The organism is Mycobacterium sp. NGS57 (assembly GCF_059812405.1).
This window is the reverse complement of sequence record NZ_JCALCP010000007.1, coordinates 211166-234529: the sequence shown is the minus strand read 5'-3', so window position 1 is coordinate 234529 and position 23364 is coordinate 211166. Positions and strand designations below refer to the sequence as shown.

Below are 23364 nucleotides of genomic sequence, written 5' to 3'. Positions count from 1 at the left end.
CAGGCGGAAACTGCGCTCGTCCGCCGGCACGGCAGGGGAAGTCTATGGACCTTCGGTGGTCAGCGGCCGACCGTGCGTTCCAGGACGAGGTCCGGACCTTTCTCGACCAGAAGCTGACCCCCGAACTGCGGCGCGCCGGGCGGTTGATGACCAGTGTTTACGCCGAGCACGAGGCGAGCATGGCCTGGCAGGCGATTCTGTACGAGCGGGGATGGGCGGCGCCCGGCTGGCCGGTCGAGTACGGCGGCTGCGACTGGAGCCTCACGCAGCACTACATTTTCAGCCGCGAAACGACGCTGGCCGGCGCGCCGGCGTTGTCGCCGATGGGGATTCGGATGGTCGCGCACGCGATCATCAAGTACGGCACCGACGCGCAGAAGGACTACTTCCTGCCCCGGATCCTGACCGGCGAGGTGTTTTTCTGTCAGGGATATTCCGAGCCCGAGGCCGGGTCGGACCTGGCGGCGCTGTCGATGGCCGCCGTGGCCGACGGCGACGATCTGGTTTGCACCGGCAGCAAGATCTGGACCACCCACGCCGCCGAGGCGAATTGGATGTTCGCGCTGGTGCGCACCTCCCGTCGGGAAAAGAAGCAGCAGGGCATCACGTTCGTCCTGATCGAGATGACCTCGCCCGGCATCGCGATCAGGCCGCTGGTGATGACCTCCGGCGAACAGATCCAGAACCAGGTGTTCTTCGACGTGGTGCGGGTGCCCAAGGCCAACGTCATCGGCGAGATCGATAGCGGCTGGACGGTTGCGAAGTATCTGCTGGAGTTCGAGCGCGGCGGCGGTGCGGTGGCGCCGGCGCTGCAGGTGGCGGCCGAGGAGATCGGCCAGGCGGCCAAGGGCCAGCCCGGCCCCGGCGGCGGACGCCTGGCCGACGACCCCGCCTTCATGCGCAAGCTGGCGGACGCGCGCATCCGCGCCGAGGTGTTGGAGGTCCTGGAATACCGGGTGCTCGCCGCGGCGGCTGGGGGCCGCAACCCCGGCGCGGCGTCGTCGATGCTCAAGGTCTTGGGCACCGAACTCAGCCAGGCGCTCACCGAGCTCGCGCTGGAGGCGGCCGGTCCGCGGGGCCGGGCCTACCAGCCGCACGTGACCGCACCCGGCGGCCCCATCGCCGAGTTCGAACCGCCCGCCGACGGCTACCTGACCGGCGAGCCGTGGCAGGCGGTCGCACCGCTGCGATATTTCAACGACCGGGCCGGCTCAATCTACGCGGGCAGCAACGAAATTCAGCGGAACATCCTCGCCAAAGCCGCGCTGGGACTGTAGATGGACTTCAACCTGACCAGCGAGCAGCAACTGTTGCGTGACGAGCTCGCGAAGTTCCTGGCCGCGAGATACAACCTCGAGGCCAGCCGGGCGGCCGCCAAGACCGGTGCCGGTTGGCAGCCCGACATCTGGCGCGGTTTTGCCACCGAGCTGGGTATCCTTGGCGCCACCCTGCCCGAGGACGTCGGTGGAATCGGGGGTGGCCCAGTAGAACTCATGGTCATCACCGAGGCGCTCGGCCACGCCCTGGTGATCGAACCCTACGTCGACGCCGTCGTCGTGGCGGGCGGGCTGCTGCACCGCGCCGGCGGACCCGCGGCGACGACCGTGCTGAAGGAGGTCATCGCCGGCACCGCGGTGGTGGCGCTGGCCGCCGGGGAGCCGGACTCGACCGACAGCTGGCACGACGCAACGACCCTCGCCCAACCCGACGGCGATAGCTGGGTGCTGAACGGCGCGAAGGCCGTGGCCGTGGCGGCACCGTTGGCGACGCACCTGTTGGTCACCGCGCGCACCCCGGGTGTCGACGGAATCTCATTGTTTATCACCGACATTGACGCGCCCGGCATCGAGCTCCACCCGTATCGAACCATCGACGACCGGCGCGCCGCCGACATCACGTTCCATGACGTGCGGCTGCCGGCACAGGCGCTGCTCGGCGAACAGGGCAAAGCATGGCCCTCGTTGAGCAGGGCGCGCGACGAGGGCGCCGCGGCGATCTGCTCCGAGGCCGTCGGCTGCATGCGAAAAGTGTTGGCGGACAGCGTCGAATACTGCAAGCAGCGCAAGCAGTTCGGCCAACCGATCGGCAGCTTCCAGGTGCTCCAGCACCGCATGGTCGACATGTATATGGAACTCGAACAGTCCGTCGCCGCCGTCTATCTGGCGATCCTCAATCTCGAGGCCGATGAGGAGATGCGCGCCCGCGCGGTATCGGTCGGCAAGGCCACCGTCGGCCGCGCGGCGCGCTTCATCGGCCAGCAGGCCGTGCAGCTGCACGGCGGGATGGGCATGACCGAGGAACTGGCTATCGGCCATTACTTCAAGCGGCTCACCGCCATTCAGTACGAGTTCGGCACCACCGACCAACACCTCGCGCGGTACGCCGAGCTGACGAAGGCCTAGCGGCAGAACGGAGGCCACCATGGCATGGGACTTCTCGACCGATCCCGAATTCCAGGAGAAGCTCGAGTGGGTCGACAAATTCTGCAAAGAGGAGATCGAGCCGCTCGACTTCGTGTTCCCGTACGCCGTTCGCACGCCGGACCCCCGGGTGAAGGCCTACGTGCGCGGCCTGCAGCAGCAGATCAAAGACCAGGGGCTGTGGGCTCTATTCCTCGACGAGGAGTTGGGCGGCCCCGGTTTCGGCCAGCTCAAGCTGGCGCTGCTGAACGAGGTCATCGGCCGCTACTCGCAGGCCCCGCAGATGTTCGGCGCCGCGGCCCCCGACACCGGCAACATGGAGATGCTGGCCGCGTTCGGCACCGAGGACCAGAAGAAGCGGTGGCTGCAGCCGCTGCTCAACCAGGACATCTTCTCGGCGTATTCGATGACCGAGCCGCAGGGCGGCTCGGACCCCAGCCTGTTTACGACCCACGCCGCGCGCGACGGCGACGAATGGGTCATCAACGGCGAGAAGTGGTTCACGTCGGCGGGCCGGGTCGCCGACATCCTCTTCGTGATGTGCACCAACGGCATGTTCGTGGTACCGCGCCAGACCCCGGGCGTCGAGATCCAGCCGGAGCCGCGCAACCACAACCACATCATCTACAAGGATGTGCGCGTTCCGCTCGACCACCTGCTCGGTCCCGAGGACGGCGCCAAGACGCTCGCCCAGCGCCGCCTCGGTGGAGGCCGCATCCACCATGCGATGCGCACCATCGCCCAGTGCCGGCTCGCGTTCGACATGATGTGCGAGCGCGCGCTGTCGCGCGAATCGCACGGCAAGGTCATCGCCGAGCACCAGATGGTGCAGGAAAAGATCGCCGACTCCTATGCCGCCATCCGCATGCTGCGGCTGCTCGTGCTCGAAACCGCTTGGAAGATCGACAATTCCAGCACCAAGGAGGCCCGAACCGACATCGCGACGGTCAAATTCACGATGGCCAAGGTGCTGCGCGACGTGTCGTACAACGCCCTGCACATCCTGGGGTCGCTAGGGACGACGGACCTGACGCCGCTGCAGGCGATGTATGCGGGCGCGCCGACGATGGGGCTCGCCGACGGCGCCGACGAGGTGCACAAGGCCACCGTGGCCCGCCGGGTGCTGCGCGACTACCGCCCGCAGGAGCATCCGTACTGGCCGACGGAGTACTTCCCCGCCAAGCGGGAGGCCGCATGGGCGAAATTCGAGCCCAAGTTCGAAGCCGACCCCGAACTGCGCGCCGCCGCCGAGGACTACAAGAAGTACTTCGCCCGCCGGCGCTGACGTCAGCTGAAACGGACGTTCAACGTCGCCATCCCGAAGATCTTCCGGCCACCGGACTTCGCGCCGACGATGACGACGCCGCTGCGGGTCTCCGGATCCAGCGACTTGATCCGGCCGCTGTACAGGATGTCCGCGCCCTCGGCGGCCGACACGATCGCGGGCTGGGACAGCCGCACCGCGTAGCGGGTGACCGCGCCCGGGTCGCCCGACCACGCGGAGGCGTATCCGGCGCCCAGCCCCATGGTGAGCATGCCGTGGGCGATCACGCCGGGCAGCCCCGCCAGCTTCGCGATGTCCTCGTCCCAGTGGATCGGGTTCGCGTCGCCGGCCACGCCGGCATAGTTCACCAGGTCGCCGCGGGACAGCCGGGCGTGCTGCTCCGGCAGCTCGTCGCCGACCTTGACGGTATCGAAGGGCGGCGTCCCCGGCGTGCGGACCGAGCCTGCCTCGGCGATCCGGACCTCGTCATCGGGGCGCACCGTCTTTTGGTAAGCCACATCGGATTTGCCGATGTCGAGGATGTTGACGTCGTGCATCATCGCGGTCTGCACGGCCTCCGCGATCGACGGATCGACGTCCTCGCCGGTGAGCCCGATGACGGTGGTGTGCAGGGTGTGCACCCGCTCGCCGGCAGTGTCGGTGAAGGTGTTGGTGACGGTGATGAAGTCTCTGCCGGCGGCCCTGCGCACCGACGACAGTTCGACGTCGATGGCCAGCTCGTCGCCGACCACGATCGGGCGGTGCTGCTCGAAGACTTCTTCGGTCTGCAAGTAGGTGGCGTAGCCGACGACCACCGACTCGAACATGAGTCGATTGGCCGCCATGGCCGGGGTCGACGTGAACGTCAGCGGCGCCACCAGCCCGGAATAGCCCAGTTCCGCGGCGGCGGCGTCATCCCAGTGTGCGGGGTGATAGTCCTGCACGGCCCGGGCGTATTCGCGGACCTTCTCGCGGCCGACCTGGTAGGTGTCGTCCGCCCGGTAGTAGTGCCCGACCCGCGATTCGATCGCCGACCCCGCTGCTGCGGTCATGAATGTGCAACCGTTCTATCGGCTGGTTCGCTGTGGCCGACCTAAGCACACTAGCGTGAGGTCACGGGGACAGGCGCGTCAGCAGTTGCCGCGCGCTGCGGGACAGCGATCGCGGGACGTGGTCGGGATCCATCAGGTCGTTCTCGGCCAGCGGGCTGTCCTCTCCGGTCACGGTCCGGCTGGTGAACCGCCGCAACGTTTTCCCTTGTCCGCGAAGCGCCTCGACGGACCGCAAGAACGAGTTGCCGTGCTGCGCAGCTCGCTCGAACTCGTCGACCGGCACGCCCAGGTGCTCACACACCAACTGTTGCCGCACCGACGTGATCGCCCGCCGGATGTGTTCGTGCGCTTCGGCATTCGGGTCCGCCTCGACAACGACATCGCATTCGCTGTCGAATCCCATCGACCTGTTGTTGAAGTTCGACGAGCCGACGCGCAAAAGCCGGTCGTCGACGATCAAGACCTTCGAGTGGATGTAGATCGACGCGCCGCCGTCGGTTTCCGCCCAGTAGACGCCCAAGCGGCGGTGGTTGTCCGCCGCCCACAGCTCCTGGATCAGGCGGTGGCGCGCGCCGTCCATGGTTTCGCGCTCCAGGCGATTCAGGCCTCTGCGGGGAAGGACGACGACGATCTCCGGCCCGTCGGGCTCTTTGAGCCGAGCCGCGAGGGCTTCGACGATCTGATGGGCCGCCAGGTATTGGTTCTCCATATAGATGACGTGGCGCGCCGCCGCGATGGCCGCGAGGTTGAGCTCCTCGACCTCGCGAACCTCCGGGCGGTCATCGAAGCCGGGCAAGGTGCGCGCGATGCCGACGTCGACGTCACGCAGGGTCGCCGGCAAGCCGGAAGGCCAGACGGGGTCGACGGCGTCGACCGAGCCGACCGGGTCCAGCGACCGGCCCGTCGCCGTCCGCCACCTTTCCCTGGTGCCCTCGGCGAGGGCCGCCGCCGCCGCCCCGTCGACCGCCGCGGTGACCTCATGCCGGGGACCGTACCTGCGGCCAAGCGCGCGACGAAACCGGTTGTGGTGGAGGTGTTCCGGGGTGTCCCAGCGATCCAGGGTCAGGTCGATGCCCCCGCAGAACGCCAGGACGTCGTCGACGATCGCGATCTTCTGGTGATGCACCGAGCCGGTGGGGCGGGCGCCGTCGATGGCGAAGCGCAACCGCCTGCTGCTCAGCCGATTCAGCACCGACACGGGGGTGATGCCGTACCAAATGCCGTCGAAGATCGGCAGGAGCCGCAAGTTGGACTTCAACACATAGATCTCGAGCCTCGGCCGCCGCCAGAGCAGCCAATAGAGGAAGGCGCCCAGCTGGTTGGGCCCCGGCAATGTCTTACGGCCGCGCTCGAATGTCGTCCTGGCGTCGAAGTCCCAGCCCACCAGCATGATTCGGCGCTCGGCGCGCAACATCGCCGCCTTGACGTGCCGAAAATAGTCGGCGGCGTCGATGATGCAGGCGAACTGGCCGGCGCGCTCGACGCGCCAGCAGGTCTGCTCGGCGATCAACAAGAGCCCGGGCTCTACCGCGTGCTCTCGTCGGGAAGGTCGTGCCGGGACTGGTGCAGGCCCGGACCGTCCGGGTCGTCGCCCCGGTGCTCGAGTTTCTCCTGCAGTTCGCGTTGCTCCGCGGTCGCCTTCGTGGCGTCTTCCGGCGCCGGCGGCGGGTCGATGTTGACTTGCTGATCCACGCGAATCTCCTCCGAGCTTCGACGAATGCTTCCCAAGCAGGGTCGCCCAAATCGCCGGATCCGAAACCGGAGGCCGTGCACCCGCCGCTCACCGCCGAAAGGAATCCAGCAACGCCGCTGTCCTGCGGCGGGTCGAGGCGGCGTCCTCGCGGGCGCTTTGCGCCCGGCGGCGCAGTTGCCGGGCGCGTCGCACCAGATCGACAGATTCACGCTGGTCGTGGCCGCCGGTGCGCGCCCGATAGGCCTTCTGCCGGCATGCCCCGCCGCAGTATGTCGCGTCGGACCGACCGTAAAACCCCGATCCGCACACGCTGCAGCACAACTTCGTGGCCGGCATTTCGCAAACGTTACGGATAGACGTAACGCTCCGGCAAGGTTCCGGCCCGCTGGGCCCGACCCGAAATGCCACGCCCACAAGGGAGTAGCATTCGCACTCGCAGTTTGTCGGTGCCGCGGCGGCTCGAAAAGACGGGTGGAAGACGGGGCCGAGGTGGCTCACGGAGGGGTGCCGATCCGGTGGCGGGTAAGCGCAGCGAATCGACGTTCGCCCAAGTACGTGAGCGGGAGTGGGGGCCCGTCGCGCCCACCGGACGCCGACCACCACCGCACCGGAGGTTCGCCGACTGATGTCGCGGCTGAGGGCGTGGCTGAGTCAGCCCGACCAGTACGAGTGGATCACGACGTTCCTGCGCCAACGGGGCATGCTCCGTTCGGCCCAGATCATCATGGCCATCGTCGCCGGATCGTCGGCGCTGGTGCCGTTGACCGTGTTGCCGAGTCAGAGCCACGCCGGTGCGACGCAAATGGTCACCGCCGTGCTCAGCGCGACGTTCATCCTCGGGGTGACGCTGTTGTGGCTGACGCGCTGGCCCACCCGCCGCCAGTCGCAGGCCATCGTGTCGTTCGGCACGCTGTGTGTCGGCGCCTGGAGTCTCGTACAGCCCACCGCCACCCTCGCCGCGCTGGCGGCCACGGCGCTGGCGGTCACCGGTGGCTACATCGCGTTTTTCCACAGCCCAAAGCTCCTGCTCTGCAGCGGTGTCTGGGCCGTCGCGGTCACCACGGTGGCGGTGCTGCGGCTGGTCCGCGAGGTCAACATCCCCACTGCGGCCTCCGCGTTCTGGTTGGACAACTTTCTCAACCTGACGGTGCCCCTTGGTATCTGGGGCATTTCGCGCGCCATGGGAGTCTATGCTCTGCGCTCCGAAGAGGATGCCCTCACCGGATTGCTGAACCGGCGCGCGTTCACCGATGCGGTCAGCAACCGCCTGGCCAACCCGCCGCCGTCGCACACGCACCTGGCCGTGGTGATGCTCGATCTCGACAATTTCAAACGCATCAACGACACCCACGGTCACCCGGTCGGCGACCGCGCCCTGCAGGCGGTGGCCGACTTGCTGCGCGAGCACGCTCCCGACGACGCGGTCATCTGCCGCGCCGGCGGCGAGGAGTTCCTGGTTGCGTTGACCTCCGCGACGTCCGACGTCCGACCGCTGACCGCGCGGTTTTGCGACGCCCTCGCCGGGGTGCTCCCGAAGATCACCGCCAGCATCGGCACCGCCAGTGCCGAGCTGCAAGTCGTGGCCGGTGCCGTCGTCGCGGGCGTCGTCGAGGAGCTCATCATGATCGCCGACAGCGCCATGTACGCGGCCAAACGCCGCGGCGGGAACCAGGTCCACCACGGCTTGAGGGCCTAGGCCGCGGCGATCTGCCAGTTACATCGCCATCTGGTTCGCGGTCTTCTAGAACAGGTCGGCGGCGACCCGCTGTAGCGCGGCGAGGTGATCGTCGACGGTCGCCAGGCCGGCCTTCATGGTGTTCACCGACAGGTGGGTCGCCCCGGCGGCCCGCCACGCGTCGATGTCGGCGGCGGCCTTGTCGGGGTCGCGCGTCCAGCTGACCCGGCCCTCCATCCCGAGGCTGTCGGGATCCCGGCCCGCCGCCGTCGCCGCGCTCCGCACTTGCTCGCGCGCGCGATCGAGTGCGGGACCCGGCCCCATCATCGGAAACCAGCCGTCGCCGAGCCGCCCGGCGCGTTCGTAGGCGCGGTCGGACGCCGCCCCGAACCAGACCGGGATCGGTCGCTGGACGGGCAGCGGCGCCAACCCCGCCGCGGTCACCGTGTGGTACCTGCCGTTGAAGGTGACCGACCGCTCGGTCCACAGTCTGCGCATGACCTCGACCTGTTCCTCGGAGCGCCGGCCCCGGTTGGTGAACTCCTCGCCGAGCGCCTCGTACTCCACGGCGTTCCATCCCAGCCCGATGCCGAGGCGGAACCGCCCGTTGGTGAGCAGGTCGACCTCGGCGGCCTGCTTGGCCACCAACGTCGACTGTCGCTGCGGCAAGATGATGACGCCCGTCACGAGTTCGAGTGAGGTGACCGCCGCCAGGTAGCCGAACATGACGAACGGCTCGTGGAATGTCGAGTCGATGTCGTAGGGCCCCTGCCAGCGCTGGTGCACAGTCGTGTCGGCGCCGACGACGTGGTCGTAGGCGAGGATGTGCGTGAAGCCGAGATCCTCGACGCCCTGGCCGTAGGCACGGACGGCTCCGGGGTCTCCACCCAGCTCGGTCTGCGGGAACACGACACCAATGCGCATTGACTGTGCAACCGAACCGCGGCGTGATTACTTCCGCGCCTGATTACGCGAGTAAACAGTCGTTCACTTCAAATTGGCGGGCAAGCCGGTACCGCTGGGACGCATGACTCACGGAGCAGCTGGGTACCCGGCCGGGTGGACGGTCTCCAAGCGGCACCCGCGTCCCGACCTTGGAACGACCGTTCCCTCAAAAGACCTCAGCAGACTAGGGGAGGGAGCATCCAGATGCCCGAGGTCCAACTTCACCACGAGGGCCACCCGAGGTATCGCCGGATGGTCCGTTTCGACTGGTCGGACACCCCGTTGCACTGGGTGCCCGACGACCCGTTCTCGACGCACATGATCAACGTCCTGCACCTCTTGCTGCCCGAAGGCGAGCGCCACTTCATCAAGGCCGTCCTCGAGGCGTCGTCGCTGGTCGACGACCCGGAGTTGGAGGCGGCGATCAAGCCGTTCATCCAGCAGGAGTCCTGGCACGCCTGGGCGCACCAGGTGGTGCTGGACCATTTGGCCGAGCAGGGCATCGATACCGCGCCGTACACCGATCGGCTCGGGAGAGTGTTGTCGATAACGCTGGGCGATCCGCCCAAGTGGTTCCCCCCGCCGCTGAAACGGTGGTGGCTGTACCGGCGGCTGGCCGATGTGGCCGCGCTGGAGCATTACACCGCGATGTTGGGCCAGTGGGTCCTGACGAACCGGGGCCTGGACTACGCGAAGGCCGACCCGATGATGCTCGACCTGCTGCGCTGGCACGGTGCCGAGGAGGTCGAGCACCGCTCGCTGGTGTTCGACGTGTTCCAGCACGTCAGCGGCAACTATTGGATCAGGGCGTTTTCGATGTTCTTCACTACGCCATTGTTCATCGCCTGGTGGGTCGCGGGGGCCCGCTACCTGATGGCCCACGACCCGACCATCGACCAGAAGTGGCGTTGGCGGGACTGGCTGTGGGCCGCCCGCGAGTACCGATTGCCGGGCCCGTGGAAGCTCATGGTGACGACGCCGGTCCGGTATCTGCGGCCCAGCCACCATCCCAACGACGAGGCGTCCACCCAGATGGCGGTCGACTACCTGAACTACTCGCCGGTGGCGAAAGCCGCCAGAGAGCGAGCGCGCGTTCAGGGGAAGCCCTCCGGTGGACCCGACAGCTCCCGGGGCACCACGTCTGTCGAGGAAACGGGAAAGGTCCAGGTGCGATGAAGGTTTCGGTGGATCTCGATACCTGCGATGGCAACGGCGTGTGCATGAGCATCTGCCACGAGGTGTTCGACGTGCAAGAAGACGGCCTGCACCTGCTCCAGGAGCAGCCGTCGGAGGAGCTGCGCCAGCAGTTGATAGGCGCCGAAGTGTCCTGCCCCACCCGCGCGATCACGGTGAAGGACTGACCGATGCCGGCTCGCCAACTCAACGAGGTCGTCGTCGTCGGCGCCGGTGTGGCCGGCACGCGCGCGGCGGAGGCGCTGCGACAGGACGGCTACGACGGCGCACTGACGATCGTGGGTGCCGAGCGACAGGCGCCGTACCATCGGCCGCCGCTCTCGAAGAAACTGCTGACCGGCGAGGTGCACCGGGCGGGCGTCGACCTTGCGCCCCAATTCGAGATGGAGGCGCGCGTGCTGCGGGGCGCCACGGCCACCAAGCTGGACCTGTCCTCCCGCACTGTCCACGTGCGCGACGAAAACCGCGATCAGGCAATGCCTTTCGATGGGCTGGTGATCGCCAGCGGTGCGGTCCCGCGGGAATGGCCGGGTGGACCCGTTCCGGACGGGGTGCTGATGCTGCGCACGGTTGAGGACTGCCTGGCCATCCGCGATCGGCTGGGCTCACGGCCGCGGGTGGTCGTAGTCGGTGGGGGATTCATCGGCGCCGAGGTCGCCGCGAGTTGCCGATCGGTGGGCCTGGACGTGGTGCTCGTCGAGAAGGCGACCAGCCCGTTGCTGGCCGCGCTGGGCGGGGAGCTGGCGCCGCGCTGGGCCGAACTACACCGTCAGCACGGCGTGGACCTGCGCGTCGGCGTGGGCGTCGACGCATTCGTCGGCAACGGCCGGGTGCAGGCGGTTCGGCTCACCGACGGTTCGCAGCTGCCCGCCGACCTCGTGATCGTCGGCCTGGGCGTGACGCCCGCGACCGGCTGGCTCGACGGCTCCGGTTTGCGGATCGACGACGGGGTGGTCTGCGACGCCACGGGAGCGGCCGAGGGTGGTCCGGCGGACGCCACCGTCGTCGCCGCCGGTGATGTCGCGCGCTGGTGGCACCCGCTGTACGAGCGCCACCTGCGCACCGAGCACTGGGACGACGCCGGACGTCAGGGTGCGGCCGCGGCCCGGACACTCTTGGTGGGACCGGACGGCGCGGAGGCCTACGACGAGGTGCCGTATTTCTGGTCCGACCAGTACGACGTCAAGGTCCAGATGATCGGTGTCCCAACCGATTACGATGCGATGGAGGTCATCGAAGGCGATCCCGACGGGTGGGAGTTCGTGGCCGCGTACGGCCGGGGCGGCCGCACCACCGCCGTGCTGGGGACGATCCCGAATCGGGTGTATGCCTATCGCGACGCTGTCGCCAAGCGTACGGAGTTTCCGCCCGCGCCACCGGGTTGACGGTGCCGAGCCCCCGGCTGTCCACCTCGCCGGGATGATGGACGCGTGAGCGTGACGAAGACCAACGCCGTGCTGCGGGTCGGCGAGTTCGAGCCGACGTTCGCCGAAGAGCTGGCCGTGCGATACGAAATCCCGGCGCTGCCCGACGGCCCGGCGCGTGCCCGGTTTCTCGCCGAGCACGGGGCCGAGATCCGTGTGGTGGTGACCTCGGGCCACCCCGGCATCGACGCCGGCATCATCGCGGCGCTGCCCAACCTGGCGGCCATCGTCAACAACGGCGCCGGGGTGGACGCGATCGACCTGGATGCGGCGAAGCTCCGCGGCATCGGCGTGAGCAACACCCCCGACGTGTTGTCGGACACGGTCGCCGATACGGCGCTGGGACTGATCCTGATGACGCTGCGCCGCTTTGGCGCCGCCGACCGTTACGTGCGCGCCGGGCGCTGGGCACGTGAGGGCGCGTTCCCGTACGGGCGGGACGTCAGCGGCCTGCGTGTCGGCATCCTCGGCATGGGCCGCATCGGTTCGGCGATCGCGACCAGGCTGCTCGGATTCGACTGTGCCGTCGCCTATCACAACCGCCATCCGGTCGACGGGTCGCCGTACCGCTACGCGGAGTCACCGGTGCGATTGGCCGAGTCGGTCGACGTTCTCGTCGTCGCCACGACGGGCGACCACGGCGCCCGCAACCTCGTCGACCGCGCCGTCCTCGAAGCGCTGGGCCCCGAGGGTTACCTGATCAACATCGCGCGCGGCAGCGTGGTGGACCAGCAGGCGTTGGTGGAGTTACTCGTCGGCGGCGCCCTGGCCGGCGCGGGGCTGGACGTCTTCGCCGACGAACCCCGCGTGCCCGCCGAGCTGCTGGGGCTGGACAACGTGGTGCTGTTCCCGCACATCGGCAGCGCCACGGCCCGCACCCGTAGGGCGATGGCGCTGCTGGCGATCCGCAACCTCGACAGCTACCTCACCAACGGGGAGCTGGTGACACCGGTGTTGCGTCCCCGCAGCTGACGGCAGGGCCGCTCCTATGACGGACGTCACACGCGGCCAACGGCGTGGCCGGTCCGGTTAGCGGGTAGTCAGCGCTTCTCGTGACGCGTCTACGAAGGCGCCGGATCGGTGACCGAAGCGAGACGTGCACGGGGTTATCGCCAGGACCAGAACTGGGTATGCCTTCGCCATGACTGCAGACGCTCACCAGACCCAGGCGCGATTCACTCGCGCCGGGTCGGCCGACGCCGTCACCGCAGCACAGTTACGCCGGGCCCTGCGCCGCTGGCTGCAGGAAGCGACCGAAATATCCGCGGACGTCCGCGACGACGTCGTCCTGGGCGCCAGCGAGGCGCTCGCGAATTGCGTCGAGCATGCCTACCGCACCCACCGCGCCGTCGGCACCATGGAGCTTCGGGCCCGCCACGATCCCGCCGCGCGGTCCATCAGCGTGTGGGTCAGTGACCGCGGGAGCTGGCATCGCCACCTGCCGGTGAAACCCACCGACCCGGAGGCGTCGCGCGGCATCATGTTGATGCATGCGCTCGCCGATCACTGCACCATCAACGCCCGCCCCGGCGGCACCACGGTATGCCTGGACTACACGACCACGCCGGCACCGATGGTGACCGCGAACGCATAACGCTCGCAGCCGGTTTCAGGTGCCGAAGGCGCGCTCCAAATCCTTCAGCGACGTCTCCAGATGACCCAGCAGCCGCTGCAGGTGCGGGACGCTGCGCCGACAACCCACGAGACCGAAGTCGACGTTGTCGGCGTTGTTGGTCACGGTGATGTTGACCGCCTGCCCGTCCAGGGGGATCGACAGCGGATAGTTCCCGTCCAGGCGGGCGCCCCGCCAATACAGCGGCTCGGAGGGACCGACCGAGACGTTCGAAATGACGATGTTGAACGGGGGCGAGGCCGCCGACAGATATCCGGGGATGAGCCCGAAGAACAGCCCGCCGATGTTGAACGCCGACAGGGCCAACTGCTGGACCGCGGACAGCTGCTGAAATACCTCCTTGGTGTCGCGGATCGACGAGCTGATGACCTCGAGCCGCCGTGCCGGGTCGTCGAGATGCGTGGCCAGGTTGCACAGGAAGGTGCCGACCAGGTTGCCGCCGCGGTCGTCGTCGTCCTTGCGGAGGTTGACCGGCACCATGGCGGTCAGCGGGTCGTCCGGCAGCGCGTTCTGATCCAGCAGATAGGCCCGAAGCGCCCCCGCGGACATCGCGAGCACCACGTCGTTGACCGTCACGCCGGCGGCCGACTTGACGGCCTTGATGCGCTCCAGCGACCACGATTGCGCGGCCACCCGTCGAGCACCGCCGATACGAACGTTGAACATGGTGCGCGGCGCCCGGAACGGCAGCGTCAGTTGTTGTTCGAGCAGCGCGGCCCGTGCGAGTTTCAGCGTGGACGGCGCCAGCCCCAGCGCCGACCCGGCGGTGCGGCCGGCCCGCTCGAGCCGCGACGGCCGCGGGTGTCGCTGCCGCTTCTTGCGCGGGGCCAGGTTCCACGGAACCCGCACCTCGTCGTCGCCGGGATCGGGGGTGAAGGCGCGTTGCATCAGCCGCAGCGCCGAGACGCCATCCATCAGCGAGTGGTGGTACTTCGTGTAGACCGCATACCGCCCGTCCTCGAGGCCCTCGACGAGGTGTGCTTCCCACAGCGGGCGGTGCCGGTCGAGCAGGCTGCCGTGCAGCCGGGAAGTCAATTCCAACAGGTCGCGGACGCGCCCGGGCTCCGGTAACGCCGAGCGGCGCAGGTGGTAGTCGAGCTCGACGTCCCGGTCCACTGACCACGCGACGTTGGTGATACCGCCGAAGAAGGCCGGGTGCTTGCGGAACGTCGGCTGTACGTCGGTGCATTCGAGCATGGCCTGGTAGGACTCGCGGACGAAGTGCGGCCCGGCATCCCGCGGCGGCTCGAACAGCTGCAGCGAGCCCACGTGCATCGGATGTTCGCGCGACTCGCCGATGAGGAACAGCGCATCCGTCGGCGATATCGGTTCCATGGTGTCGACCTCGTTTCGTGTGGCTGTGCCGCCCCCTCGAAGCGGCCCTACCTCCCTTTAGCCACCGCGGGGGCCGCCCACACCCGAACGGACGCACGAATCGCGATTTCGGCGCGCCGCCACGCGGCCGGTAGACTGGCCGGCCAGCCAGTCGAGCGGCTTCGATCAGCGCAGCTGAGTCCACTGAAGAGCCGCGAAAATCCACGTCGAAGGTTGTGCCGTGCAAGTTCGTAAGTCCGAAGATCACGACGAAGCCGCCGGCTTGCAGCCGCACTTCGAGGACGTCCAGGCGCACTACGACCTGTCCGACGAGTTCTTCGCGCTATTCCTGGATCCGACGCGCACCTACAGCTGCGCCTATTTCGAGCGCGACGACATGACGCTCGAGGAGGCACAGCTCGCCAAGGTCGACCTCTCGCTGGGCAAGCTCGGTCTCCAGCCGGGCATGACGCTGCTCGACATCGGGTGCGGCTGGGGCACGACCATCGTTCGCGCGCTCGAACGCTACGACGTCAACGTTGTCGGGCTGACGCTGAGCCGCAACCAGCAGGCGCACGTGCAGCACCGGCTCGACACGCATCCGAGCGGACGAAGCAAGCGGGTGCGGCTGCAGGGCTGGGAGCAATTCGGCGACGAGGTGGATCGCATCGTGTCGATCGGCGCCTTCGAGCATTTCGGGCGCGACCGCTACACCGACTTCTTCAACATGGCCTACCAGGCGCTGCCCGCCGACGGCGTGATGCTCCTGCACAGCATCATCAAGCCGAGCGATGAGGAGTTCGCCGAGCGCGGCCTGCCCATCACCATGACCAAGCTGCGGTTCATGAAGTTCATCATGGACGAGATCTTCCCGGGTGGGGACCTTCCCAACGCCAAGACCGTCGTCGAGCACGCCGAGCGCGCCGGCTTCGAAGTCAGACTCGTCCAGCCGTTGCGGCTGCACTACGCCCGCACGCTGGATACCTGGGCCGCCGCCCTCCAGGGGCGCCGCGACGACGCCATCGCGATTCAGTCCCAGGAGGTCTACGACCGGTACATGAAGTACCTGACCGGCTGCGCCGACCTGTTCCGCGAGGGCTACACCGACGTCGCGCAATTCACGCTCGCCAAGCGCTGACCGACGCGCTGTTTACCCGTCCGGTGGCGGGGGTAACACCACGAGCAACGACCTGATGCGGTGGGTGCCGAGGCTGTTTCGGCGCGAAACCGCCGGAAGGACCGACCGTGGGCGCCAAGCACCGCATGACCGAACCGTCACAGCAAAGACGGCCGGCGACCGATCGTAGTGTGCGGCGCACCATCTCCGGTGCCGCGGCGGCGTGTGACGCCGTCTTCGCCGCGCTGCTGTGCACGGCCGCTCTGACAGCGCTGCTGATCAATGCCGTCCCCGAAAAGCCAACGGTGGTAGGGGCCCTGGAGCCGACGCCGGCCTCGCACCCGGTGCACCAGCAGGGCACGATCGTCGCCGTGTCGGAGAATTCCGTGACCGCGCGCAGCGCCAACGGATACACCCAGACCTATCTGGTGACCCCTAAAACCGCCCTGATCTCTCGTGGTGGTAGCCAACACGTCACCGCCACTTCGCATTTCGCGATCAACGACCGCGTCGACATCGTCGGGACGATCCGCAACGGCACCGCGCTGGCCACCGCCGTGGCCGACCGCGGCTTGTCGAACGGCGCCGGGCCACCGATGGATTATTCTGCGCCACAACCGGTTACCGCCGAACCCGCCGGCGCACAGCGCTAATTGCCGATCAGATGCGCGCTGCCGTCGCCTAAGTCGTCCCGGCGCAAACCCATCGGCGTCGCGGCGGGGACATCGCCGCCGGCGACCACGGCCCGGGTGATCGGGGTGAGCGCCTGGAACAGCCTCTCCACCTCGTCGTCACCGAGCGCGTCGAGCGCCGACAGGGCGAGCGCATCGGTGCGCGACTCGATGTGGTCCTTCAGTTCCCGGCCTTCCGCGGTCAGCGATCCCTCGTGGTCGAGTAGCCCGCGCTCGGCCAGACGTTGCTCATGGTGGCGCCATGCCGCCTCGTCGTAGTCGCGCGTGCGGGCGATGTAGTCGCGCGCGATCCGCCCGGCCGCGGCGTGCAGCACGTTGGACTCCCGGCCCGAGATTCCGGCGGCGGTCAGTACGGCCACGTGCGCGTCGCCGCGCTGCTCGCGCAACAGCGTGGTGGCGTGCCACAGCGCGGCCAGCGGATCCTGCGGCCACGGCAGCGCCAGGTTCGCGGCGAACAACGGCCTACCGTCGAGCGGCGCTCGGCGCGCCGCCTTGCCCGCCAATTCGGCTGCGACGGCGACGTTCTCAGCCGAGGTGATGCCATAGCGGCGTAGTGCGGCCACCGTGGACTCCTGTCGGGCGCGCAGCGCGGCTTCGGGGCGGGCGATCTCCCATGCCGCGGGCAGAGCTTTGGCGACGCGCTCGGCGGCGAAGTTGTAGAAGATCGCGGTCACGAGCTCGCGTGGCACGGTGCCCAGCGGTGCCGACCGCGCGGCGAAGTAGCCCATCCAGAAGCCTCGGTAGCCCAGGCCGTCCAACGCCGCCCGGGCTTCCGGCGCGAAATACGTCACGGCGTGCACCGGCTCGAAACGATCGAAGAAGCGCCGCGCCAACGCCGGTTCTCTGTCCACGGTCGAAGTCAACCACTCGTGCGGCGCGCGCAGTCAGCCGGATCGGGCGGGGCCGAGGACACCGATCTGGGTGTCCACCGCGAGGCCGTTCAGGTTCATCAGCTGGGTGATCGCCACGATGTCGGCGCCGGCCACGGTGTTCACTTGCCCTTGAGGCTGCCGATGCGCAGCGAAAAGTCCGTGCGCCGCGGTGGCGGATTGCTCTCGACGCTCTCGACGTAACCCTCCGGGTCGCGATCGACGATCGGCAATCCCGCGGTGGTGGGATGCGCGGTCATGAACTCGCTGTATTGCCGCCCCAGCGCCTCGCGCAGCCCGACCGGGGCGCTGCGGCGAAAGTCGGTCAGGCCGTCGCGTTCCTCTTCGACCATGTGCTCGTCGTTGGCCGATCGGGTTCGCTCGACCGCGGCCCACCACTGGTCGGACCCCACGGGTGCCGCGTCGGTGTCGCGCACCCCGTCCCGAATGTCGTTGTGATCACCGATGGCATCCAGTGTCTCGCCTTCGGGATCGTCGGTGCCGCGCTTGAGCAGTTGCGGGTAGAAGAGCATCTCCTCGATGTAGGCGTGTACGTCGAGCTTCTCGGCCAGTGGGCGCCACAGCCGCGAGAGGGCCCTGCTGTCGACCGGCGCCTCCGCACGCAGCGAGTCCAGCCTGGCGAATTGTTCGCGGAACCAGTCGTGGTCGGCCCGGATCAAGACGGTGATGTCAGCCATCCGAACTCCCGCCTCGCCGGCCGTGGTGCCCCGGCCATCGTGTCCGTGCCGGCAGAATCAGTCAAGCCGGGCCCGCTGCTGTGTCAGCGTTCCGGGCGCGGTGTGGGGCTTTGCGCGGACTCCCATTTCGACGCGAGCGACCGCTTGACCGTACTGCCGGGCGCGAGGTCGAGCTGGAAGGTTTCACCCTCGTCAGTTTCGAGCGTGACGAGGTAGCGGTCGTCGCTGAAGTCCTTGAACACCACCTTGCACGCCCGCTCGCCGGCGCCGCGGTCGACGGCCATGATGTCGCCGGGGGTGACATCGTCGATCCGGTCGTTACCGGAAACTGCGCTCATGCCTCGACGGTATCAATCGCGTTGCGGCGCCGTTTATTTGGTCAGCTGCACCAGCAGCTCATGGCAGCGATGCGCGCGCTTGGAGTCCTCCGCCATGACCTCCTCGAAGAATGAGGCGACGTCATCGAGCCCCGCGTTCTTGGCGTCGCGCACATACTGTCCGTAGTCGTGCCCGGCCTTCAGCGAGTGGTACTGCACCGAAACAAGGTCGTAAGTCACGTCGTCGAAGCCGGTTTCCCCCGTCGCCATTGCCGTCTTTCCTCTCTCCATACGATGTGCGTCCGGAGGGCCTACCCGTAGGCGCCGGGGCTAAACGGGCGGCGCCGCGAGGCGTCGTTCGATGATCGCCAGCGTCCGCTCGGCCCACCGAATGTTCTCTTCCTCGAAGGAGATTCCGCGCAGCAGCGTCAGGTAAGGGCCCACGCGCCGCGCCTGCGCCAGATACTCGTCTTCGCCGCGGCCGCCGAGCATGCGGGTCCGCATCCGCTGGTAGCGCTGCAGCTTGGCCTCCGCCCATTGCAGGCGCTCGACCACGAAGTCGCGAACGGCGTGGGCGTCGCCGGCGTCGGCGGCCAGCACCTTGACCGCGAGCTCGTCGCGGATCACCGACGGTTTGGGCGTCGTGGCGGTGAACTGGCGGATCGCCTCATAGCCCGCCTCGGTCAGCGAGAACATGCGCTTATTGGGCCGGCGTTCCTGGTGAACCACCCGGGCCCGGATCAGGCCCTCGTCGGCGAGCCGGTCGAGTTCGCGGTACAACTGCTGCGGGGTGGCCATCCAGAAGTTCGCCACCGACGCGTCGAAGCTCTTGGCCAGGTCGTATCCGGACGCCTCGCCGTCGAGGAGGGCGGCCAACACCGCGTCACGCAGCGACACGACCGCCAGTATAACTTTGCGAATACTCAACAAAGTGACTAATCGCATATCGACATACCGACGGGCAGACCCTAGCGTCTGTCCGATGAGTACAAAGCATCCGTTCCGCGCGGCGGTCGAGGCACGCGACGAGGCGGCCATCCAGGCGATGCTGGCCGACACCGTGGCGTTCACCAGCCCGGTGGCGTTCAAGCCCTATGTCGGTAAGCCGATCACCGCGGCGATCCTGCGCGGCGTGATGCGGGTGTTCGAGGATTTTCGCTACGTCCGTGAGATCGCCGACGCCGACGGGCGCGACCACGCGCTCGTCTTCGAGACCGGGATAGCCGGGGCGCCCGGCGTGACGGTCACCGGCTGCGATTTTTTGCACTTCGACGACGACGGCCTGATCGACGAATTCATGGTGATGGTGCGGCCGTTGTCGGGCGCGAAGGCGCTGGCGGACGCGATGGGCGCCCAGTTCGACCGGATCCAGCAAGAGGCTGTCGAGTTGGCCGACCAGTTCGGCGCCGCGCGGGGGGCATGACATGCGGATCGGACTGGGGATCAACTACGCGGGCGGGTTCAAGGAGGTGGCCGCCGAAGTCGCCGACCTGGAACGCGCAGGGTTGGACATTGTCTTTGTCCCCGAGGCGTATTCGTTCGACGCGGTGAGCGCGTTGGGGTACCTGGCGGCCAGCACACAACGGGTTCGGCTGGCGTCGGGCATCCTGCAGCTCTACACCCGCACGCCCACCCTGACCGCGATGACCGCCGCCGGCCTCGACTACGTCTCCGACGGCCGGTTCACTCTCGGTCTTGGTGCCTCCGGTCCCCAGGTCATCGAGGGATTCCACGGGGTGGCCTACGACGCGCCGATCGCGCGGACCCGCGAGATCATCGACATCTGCCGGCGCGTGTGGCGGCGCGAGACCCTGCAGCACGAGGGCAAGCACTACACGATCCCGCTGCCCGCCGGGCACGGCACGGGGCTGGGAAAGCCGCTCAAGCTCATCAATCGGCCGGTGCGGGAACGCATCCCGATCCTGGTGGCCGCGCTGGGGCCCAAGAACGTCGAGCTGGCCGCCGAGGTCGCCGAGGGCTGGCAGCCGATCTTCTATCTGCCAGAGAAGGCCCGCGACGTGTGGGGACAGGCGCTGGCCGCCGGTGAGGCGAAGCGCGACCCGGCGCTGGGAAAGCTCGACGTGTTCGCCGGGCCGGTCCTGGCCATCGGCGAAAACGTCGAGCCCCTACGGGAATTCGTCAAGCCGCACCTGGCGCTCTACATCGGCGGTATGGGCGCCAAGGGCAAGAACTTCTATCACACCCTGGCCACCAAATACGGGTACGGCCCCCAGGCCGACCGTATCCAGGAGCTCTATCTGGCCGGCGACAAAGACGGCGCGGCCAAGGTCGTGCCCGACGAACTCGTGCGGGACGTCAACCTGATCGGCACGCGCGGGTTCGTCAAGGAGCGCCTGGCGGCGTTCCGGGAGGCGGGGGTGACCACCCTGAACGTGGCGCCCATCGCGGGCACGGCGGCCGAGCGGATCAAGCTGATCGAGGCGCTGCGCGGACTGCTCTAGCCGCGACACCTCTGCAAACACACCACTTGTCCGTCCCGAATTGCATTAGGTTTGACGAGCGGCTCTTTGGTGTACAAGCACCACTACTGCGACCCAGGAGGGCAAATGATGAAGCGAATCGCCGCGGCCACGATTGCGACCGCCGCGCTGTTGTCCGGCGCGTGTTCGGCCTCCCAGATCGTCAACACCGGCGGCGACACCAAATGCAAGGACTTCACCACGCAGGACGAAAAGAAGCAGAACGACGAGATCAGCAAAATGCTCAAGGACAAGAGCGGCGCCGACCCGAGCAACGTGGAGATCGCGGCCACCCGGCTGTCGGCCATGACTTACTGCCAAACGGTGGGCAAGCCGGACACCAAGATTTCCGAGGCTCCGCACGGCTGACAACGGCGCCTGAATCGCGAATAGCGAGCCACGGCAACTAGTTTGACGCCAGCTCCGCCGGCGGCTCGTCATTCAGCGCGGCGTCGGCGAGCAACTCGCCCAGCAGGGGCCCGAACTTCATGAGGTTGCTGCCGACGAACGCGACGACGCGGCCGCGGCGCGCCACCGTCCAGCCGTCGCCGCCGGAGTCCAGCCACGGCGCGCGGACCGTCCAGCAGTCGATCCGGTCCACGGGCGTCAGCGAGGGGAACAGCGCCCGCACGGCCGTGGGGTCGGGCACCTGCTGCCCGAACGCCCAGCGGCCGGTGCTGCCGAGCGGCAACCCGTAGCCCTCCGGCGCGGACAGGCAGGCGGCGCCGGTCGCGGTGTCATGCGCGGCGCCCTCGTAGGTGAAGCGGGTGTGCGGGGCGAAACCGACGCCGAGCGGGCCGAACAGGTCGGGCGTCTGGACACCCGCGCAGATGAGCACGCGGTCAGCGCGCATCACCGTGCCGTCGGCGAGCGTGGTCGCCCCGTCGTCGGCGACCGACACAACTTCGCTCCGCACGATGTCGGCACGCCGCGCCAGGGCTTGCAGGGCGCGACGGATGCGCAGGCTGCCGCCGAGGGGGTCGAATACGCCTCTCTCCCACGGGACCGCGGCGAAGGGGATGCGTGCCGCGATGCCTGACCGGTCGAGCCACCAGAATTCGGCGCCGGCGGCGGCCATTGCCGCGGCGGTGTCGTCGGGCGCGCCGGCGGCGACGAAGCCCTCCGAGCCGAGCAGCCGCCCGGCGCCGAGTTCGTCCTCCCATCGCCGCCAGCCGGCGCGGGCCCGCAGCGCCAACCGGCAGAGCGCCGGGCGCCGGTGCGCGATGCGGAAGATGCGTGCCAGGCCGGCGGATTGCTCGGCGAATGGCCGGCCGCGCTCGAGCACGATGGGGCTTTGTCCGCGCCGCGACAGCTCGTAGGCGGCCGCCAGGCCGCATATCCCCGCCCCGACGATCGCGATCATCAGAAGAAGAACCCCGCGTGCGGCGCGTAGGGCACCGCAAACAGGCGGTCGGCGCGCGCGATCACTTCCCGGTCGTCGGCCCGGGCCAACCCGGCGGCGACGAGGTTGTGCCACGTCGCGCCGCCGAGCAGGACGGTGCCCAATCCTTCGATCCCGGTGTGCAAATGGGCCGCCCGGTCCGTCGGCTCCGCGCCGTCGGCGCTGATGGTGAAGTGGCCCGAACTGCCCGGGACGAGCGGGTCGTCGACGGCGATGGTCACCGCACCGTCCCCGCCGTAGCTACGTGCCGCCAGGGTCTTTCGCGTGTCGACAATGCGGAGCCACGTCTCGTCGTGCACCGTGGTGACCCGCGCGGCCCGCCGGTCGACGAGCAGCCAGGGCAGCGGATCGTCGACGGGCAGCATCCAGAACACCACGCGGTCAATGAGATCGAGCCCGAGCAAAAACCGCAGCAGCCCGAGGTACGCGTCGGGGGTGGGGGCGAAGAAGTCCTCGACCGCGATGGTGCGCCGATCGCTGACGAACCATCTTTCGGTGTCGATCGGGCGGTAACGCGCGAATCCCGACTCGGATCCCGGCTCGCCGTGCACCGCGACATACGAAGGGCCGGGCTGGGATTCGGTGCGCAGGCGCAGGCTCTGCCACCAGGCCTCGGGGCGGTCGATGGTTCCCGGCCGGCTCGGGCGATTCTCCGCGTAGATCCGCGGCAGCACGTCCCACGCCTCGCCCACGTCGAGCAGGCGCACCGGGCCACCGGCCCCGACGCCGGGGCGCAGCACCGCCCGCGCCGTCTGGACCTCGACGGTTTGCGATGTGCTCGCCACGCCGTAGCCGTACCGTCCGTAGATGGTCGCCTCCGAGGCCCGCAACGTCGCGACCAGCTCACCGCGCGCGGCGATGTCACACAGCTGGTGACGGATCAGGTCGGTGGCGATGCCTTTTCGGGTGAACGACGGCAGCACTCCGATGTGTGTGACGGCGGCGTGGCCGACGATCGCGCCGCCGGGCAGCGTCAGCCCGCTCGACACGGCGTCGGCGGTGCCCACGAGTTGCCCGTCGACGAACGCCCCGACGGTGCGGCCGGGTTCGAGCAGCGTGGTGATCTGGCCGGGCGCCAGGTTCGACAGCGGCGGAAACCCGATCATGGCCGCGCGAAACACGTTCGCCGCCGCGATGAGATCGTCTTCGCTCTCGAGGAGACGGATGTCGGTCAT

At 68.4% G+C, this 23364-nt stretch carries 26 protein-coding genes; 14 read left to right on the top strand and 12 right to left on the bottom strand.

What is annotated here, in order from left to right:
• Nucleotides 1-44: 44 nt before the first annotated feature.
• From AC5Y43_RS15500 to AC5Y43_RS15490, 3 genes are read left to right on the top strand one after another with little or no spacing between them, the layout of a single operon-like run.
• Nucleotides 45-1277, top strand: coding sequence for an acyl-CoA dehydrogenase family protein (locus AC5Y43_RS15500; RefSeq protein WP_499973844.1), 1233 nt, complete (start codon nt 45-47; stop codon nt 1275-1277).
• Entirely contained in the window at nt 1278-2402 is a 1125-nt protein-coding gene (locus tag AC5Y43_RS15495; protein WP_499973842.1) for an acyl-CoA dehydrogenase family protein, read from the top strand. It abuts the gene before it with no gap.
• Between the two features lie 19 nt (nt 2403-2421).
• The gene (locus tag AC5Y43_RS15490; protein ID WP_499973841.1) at nt 2422-3705 is read left to right on the top strand and encodes an acyl-CoA dehydrogenase family protein; all 1284 of its coding nucleotides are present in this window, start codon (nt 2422-2424) and stop codon (nt 3703-3705) included.
• A 2-nt stretch (nt 3706-3707) separates the two neighbouring features.
• Here AC5Y43_RS15490 and AC5Y43_RS15485 read toward each other — a convergent pair whose 3' ends face one another.
• From AC5Y43_RS15485 to AC5Y43_RS15475, 3 genes are all read right to left on the bottom strand, one after another.
• Nucleotides 3708-4736, bottom strand: a complete 1029-nt coding sequence (locus AC5Y43_RS15485) for a fused (3R)-hydroxyacyl-ACP dehydratase subunits HadA/HadB (RefSeq protein WP_499973839.1) — start codon at nt 4734-4736, stop codon at nt 3708-3710.
• 61 nt (nt 4737-4797) lie between these two features.
• A complete protein-coding gene (locus tag AC5Y43_RS15480; protein WP_499973837.1) occupies nt 4798-6249 on the bottom strand; it encodes a phospholipase D-like domain-containing protein in 1452 nt (483 codons plus the stop codon).
• A gap of 11 nt (nt 6250-6260) precedes the next feature.
• Nucleotides 6261-6428: a hypothetical protein gene (locus AC5Y43_RS15475; protein WP_499973834.1), complete on the bottom strand. Its 168-nt coding sequence runs from the start codon at nt 6426-6428 to the stop codon at nt 6261-6263.
• Between the two features lie 626 nt (nt 6429-7054).
• On the opposite strand from AC5Y43_RS15475, the gene AC5Y43_RS15470 reads away from it, so the two are divergent.
• Nucleotides 7055-8125, top strand: a complete 1071-nt coding sequence (locus AC5Y43_RS15470) for a GGDEF domain-containing protein (RefSeq protein WP_499973832.1) — start codon at nt 7055-7057, stop codon at nt 8123-8125.
• Between the two features lie 45 nt (nt 8126-8170).
• On the opposite strand, the gene AC5Y43_RS15465 is transcribed toward AC5Y43_RS15470, so the two are convergent.
• Nucleotides 8171-9028 carry an LLM class F420-dependent oxidoreductase gene (locus AC5Y43_RS15465; protein ID WP_499973831.1) on the bottom strand — a complete coding sequence of 286 codons (858 nt, stop codon included), beginning with the start codon at nt 9026-9028 and terminating at the stop codon, nt 8171-8173.
• A 225-nt stretch (nt 9029-9253) separates the two neighbouring features.
• On the opposite strand from AC5Y43_RS15465, the gene AC5Y43_RS15460 reads away from it, so the two are divergent.
• From AC5Y43_RS15460 to AC5Y43_RS15440, 5 genes are all read left to right on the top strand, one after another.
• On the top strand, nt 9254-10225 hold the full coding sequence (locus AC5Y43_RS15460) for a metal-dependent hydrolase (RefSeq protein WP_499973829.1): 972 nt from the start codon (nt 9254-9256) through the stop codon (nt 10223-10225).
• On the top strand, nt 10222-10410 hold the full coding sequence (locus AC5Y43_RS15455) for a ferredoxin (protein ID WP_499973828.1): 189 nt from the start codon (nt 10222-10224) through the stop codon (nt 10408-10410). The genes AC5Y43_RS15460 and AC5Y43_RS15455 overlap by 4 nt, the downstream gene beginning before the upstream one ends.
• 3 nt (nt 10411-10413) lie before the next feature.
• Nucleotides 10414-11628: an NAD(P)/FAD-dependent oxidoreductase gene (locus AC5Y43_RS15450; protein WP_499973826.1), complete on the top strand. Its 1215-nt coding sequence runs from the start codon at nt 10414-10416 to the stop codon at nt 11626-11628.
• A 45-nt stretch (nt 11629-11673) separates the two neighbouring features.
• Nucleotides 11674-12639 carry a 2-hydroxyacid dehydrogenase gene (locus AC5Y43_RS15445; RefSeq protein ID WP_499973825.1) on the top strand — a complete coding sequence of 322 codons (966 nt, stop codon included), beginning with the start codon at nt 11674-11676 and terminating at the stop codon, nt 12637-12639.
• A gap of 169 nt (nt 12640-12808) precedes the next feature.
• Nucleotides 12809-13261: an ATP-binding protein gene (locus tag AC5Y43_RS15440; protein ID WP_499973823.1), complete on the top strand. Its 453-nt coding sequence runs from the start codon at nt 12809-12811 to the stop codon at nt 13259-13261.
• A 15-nt stretch (nt 13262-13276) separates the two neighbouring features.
• Here AC5Y43_RS15440 and AC5Y43_RS15435 read toward each other — a convergent pair whose 3' ends face one another.
• Nucleotides 13277-14635 carry a WS/DGAT/MGAT family O-acyltransferase gene (locus tag AC5Y43_RS15435; protein ID WP_499973821.1) on the bottom strand — a complete coding sequence of 453 codons (1359 nt, stop codon included), beginning with the start codon at nt 14633-14635 and terminating at the stop codon, nt 13277-13279.
• A gap of 220 nt (nt 14636-14855) precedes the next feature.
• Here AC5Y43_RS15435 and AC5Y43_RS15430 point away from each other — a divergent pair, with 220 nt between their 5' ends.
• The gene (locus tag AC5Y43_RS15430; RefSeq protein ID WP_499973820.1) at nt 14856-15752 is read left to right on the top strand and encodes a cyclopropane mycolic acid synthase family methyltransferase; all 897 of its coding nucleotides are present in this window, start codon (nt 14856-14858) and stop codon (nt 15750-15752) included.
• A 170-nt stretch (nt 15753-15922) separates the two neighbouring features.
• Nucleotides 15923-16384: a hypothetical protein gene (locus AC5Y43_RS15425; protein WP_499973816.1), complete on the top strand. Its 462-nt coding sequence runs from the start codon at nt 15923-15925 to the stop codon at nt 16382-16384.
• Here AC5Y43_RS15425 and AC5Y43_RS15420 read toward each other — a convergent pair.
• The 5 genes from AC5Y43_RS15420 to AC5Y43_RS15400 form a co-directional block, all read right to left on the bottom strand.
• Nucleotides 16381-17274 carry an SCO6745 family protein gene (locus AC5Y43_RS15420; RefSeq protein WP_499973815.1) on the bottom strand — a complete coding sequence of 298 codons (894 nt, stop codon included), beginning with the start codon at nt 17272-17274 and terminating at the stop codon, nt 16381-16383. The genes AC5Y43_RS15425 and AC5Y43_RS15420 overlap by 4 nt on opposite strands.
• A gap of 140 nt (nt 17275-17414) precedes the next feature.
• Nucleotides 17415-17990 (bottom strand): hemerythrin domain-containing protein, encoded by a 576-nt coding sequence (locus tag AC5Y43_RS15415; RefSeq protein WP_499973813.1) that lies wholly within the window; start codon nt 17988-17990, stop codon nt 17415-17417.
• 83 nt (nt 17991-18073) lie between these two features.
• The gene (locus AC5Y43_RS15410; protein WP_499973811.1) at nt 18074-18328 is read right to left on the bottom strand and encodes a hypothetical protein; all 255 of its coding nucleotides are present in this window, start codon (nt 18326-18328) and stop codon (nt 18074-18076) included.
• 33 nt (nt 18329-18361) lie between these two features.
• Nucleotides 18362-18577, bottom strand: a complete 216-nt coding sequence (locus AC5Y43_RS15405; RefSeq protein WP_499973809.1) for an acyl carrier protein — start codon at nt 18575-18577, stop codon at nt 18362-18364.
• A 60-nt stretch (nt 18578-18637) separates the two neighbouring features.
• Nucleotides 18638-19204, bottom strand: coding sequence for a PadR family transcriptional regulator (locus AC5Y43_RS15400; protein ID WP_499973808.1), 567 nt, complete (start codon nt 19202-19204; stop codon nt 18638-18640).
• Nucleotides 19205-19289: 85 nt separating this feature from the next.
• Here AC5Y43_RS15400 and AC5Y43_RS15395 point away from each other — a divergent pair, with 85 nt between their 5' ends.
• The 3 genes from AC5Y43_RS15395 to AC5Y43_RS15385 all read left to right on the top strand — a co-directional run bounded on the left by AC5Y43_RS15395 (nt 19290) and on the right by AC5Y43_RS15385 (nt 21156).
• On the top strand, nt 19290-19730 hold the full coding sequence (locus AC5Y43_RS15395) for a nuclear transport factor 2 family protein (RefSeq protein WP_499973806.1): 441 nt from the start codon (nt 19290-19292) through the stop codon (nt 19728-19730).
• 1 nt (nt 19731) lies between these two features.
• Nucleotides 19732-20769 (top strand): LLM class F420-dependent oxidoreductase, encoded by a 1038-nt coding sequence (locus AC5Y43_RS15390; protein WP_499973805.1) that lies wholly within the window; start codon nt 19732-19734, stop codon nt 20767-20769.
• Nucleotides 20770-20874: 105 nt separating this feature from the next.
• Nucleotides 20875-21156: a hypothetical protein gene (locus tag AC5Y43_RS15385; RefSeq protein ID WP_499973804.1), complete on the top strand. Its 282-nt coding sequence runs from the start codon at nt 20875-20877 to the stop codon at nt 21154-21156.
• Nucleotides 21157-21193: 37 nt separating this feature from the next.
• On the opposite strand, the gene AC5Y43_RS15380 is transcribed toward AC5Y43_RS15385, so the two are convergent.
• Both AC5Y43_RS15380 and AC5Y43_RS15375 read right to left on the bottom strand, forming a co-directional pair.
• Nucleotides 21194-22150: an NAD(P)/FAD-dependent oxidoreductase gene (locus AC5Y43_RS15380; protein WP_499973802.1), complete on the bottom strand. Its 957-nt coding sequence runs from the start codon at nt 22148-22150 to the stop codon at nt 21194-21196.
• Nucleotides 22150-23364 carry a GNAT family N-acetyltransferase gene (locus AC5Y43_RS15375; RefSeq protein ID WP_499973800.1) on the bottom strand — a complete coding sequence of 405 codons (1215 nt, stop codon included), beginning with the start codon at nt 23362-23364 and terminating at the stop codon, nt 22150-22152. The genes AC5Y43_RS15380 and AC5Y43_RS15375 overlap by 1 nt, the downstream gene beginning before the upstream one ends.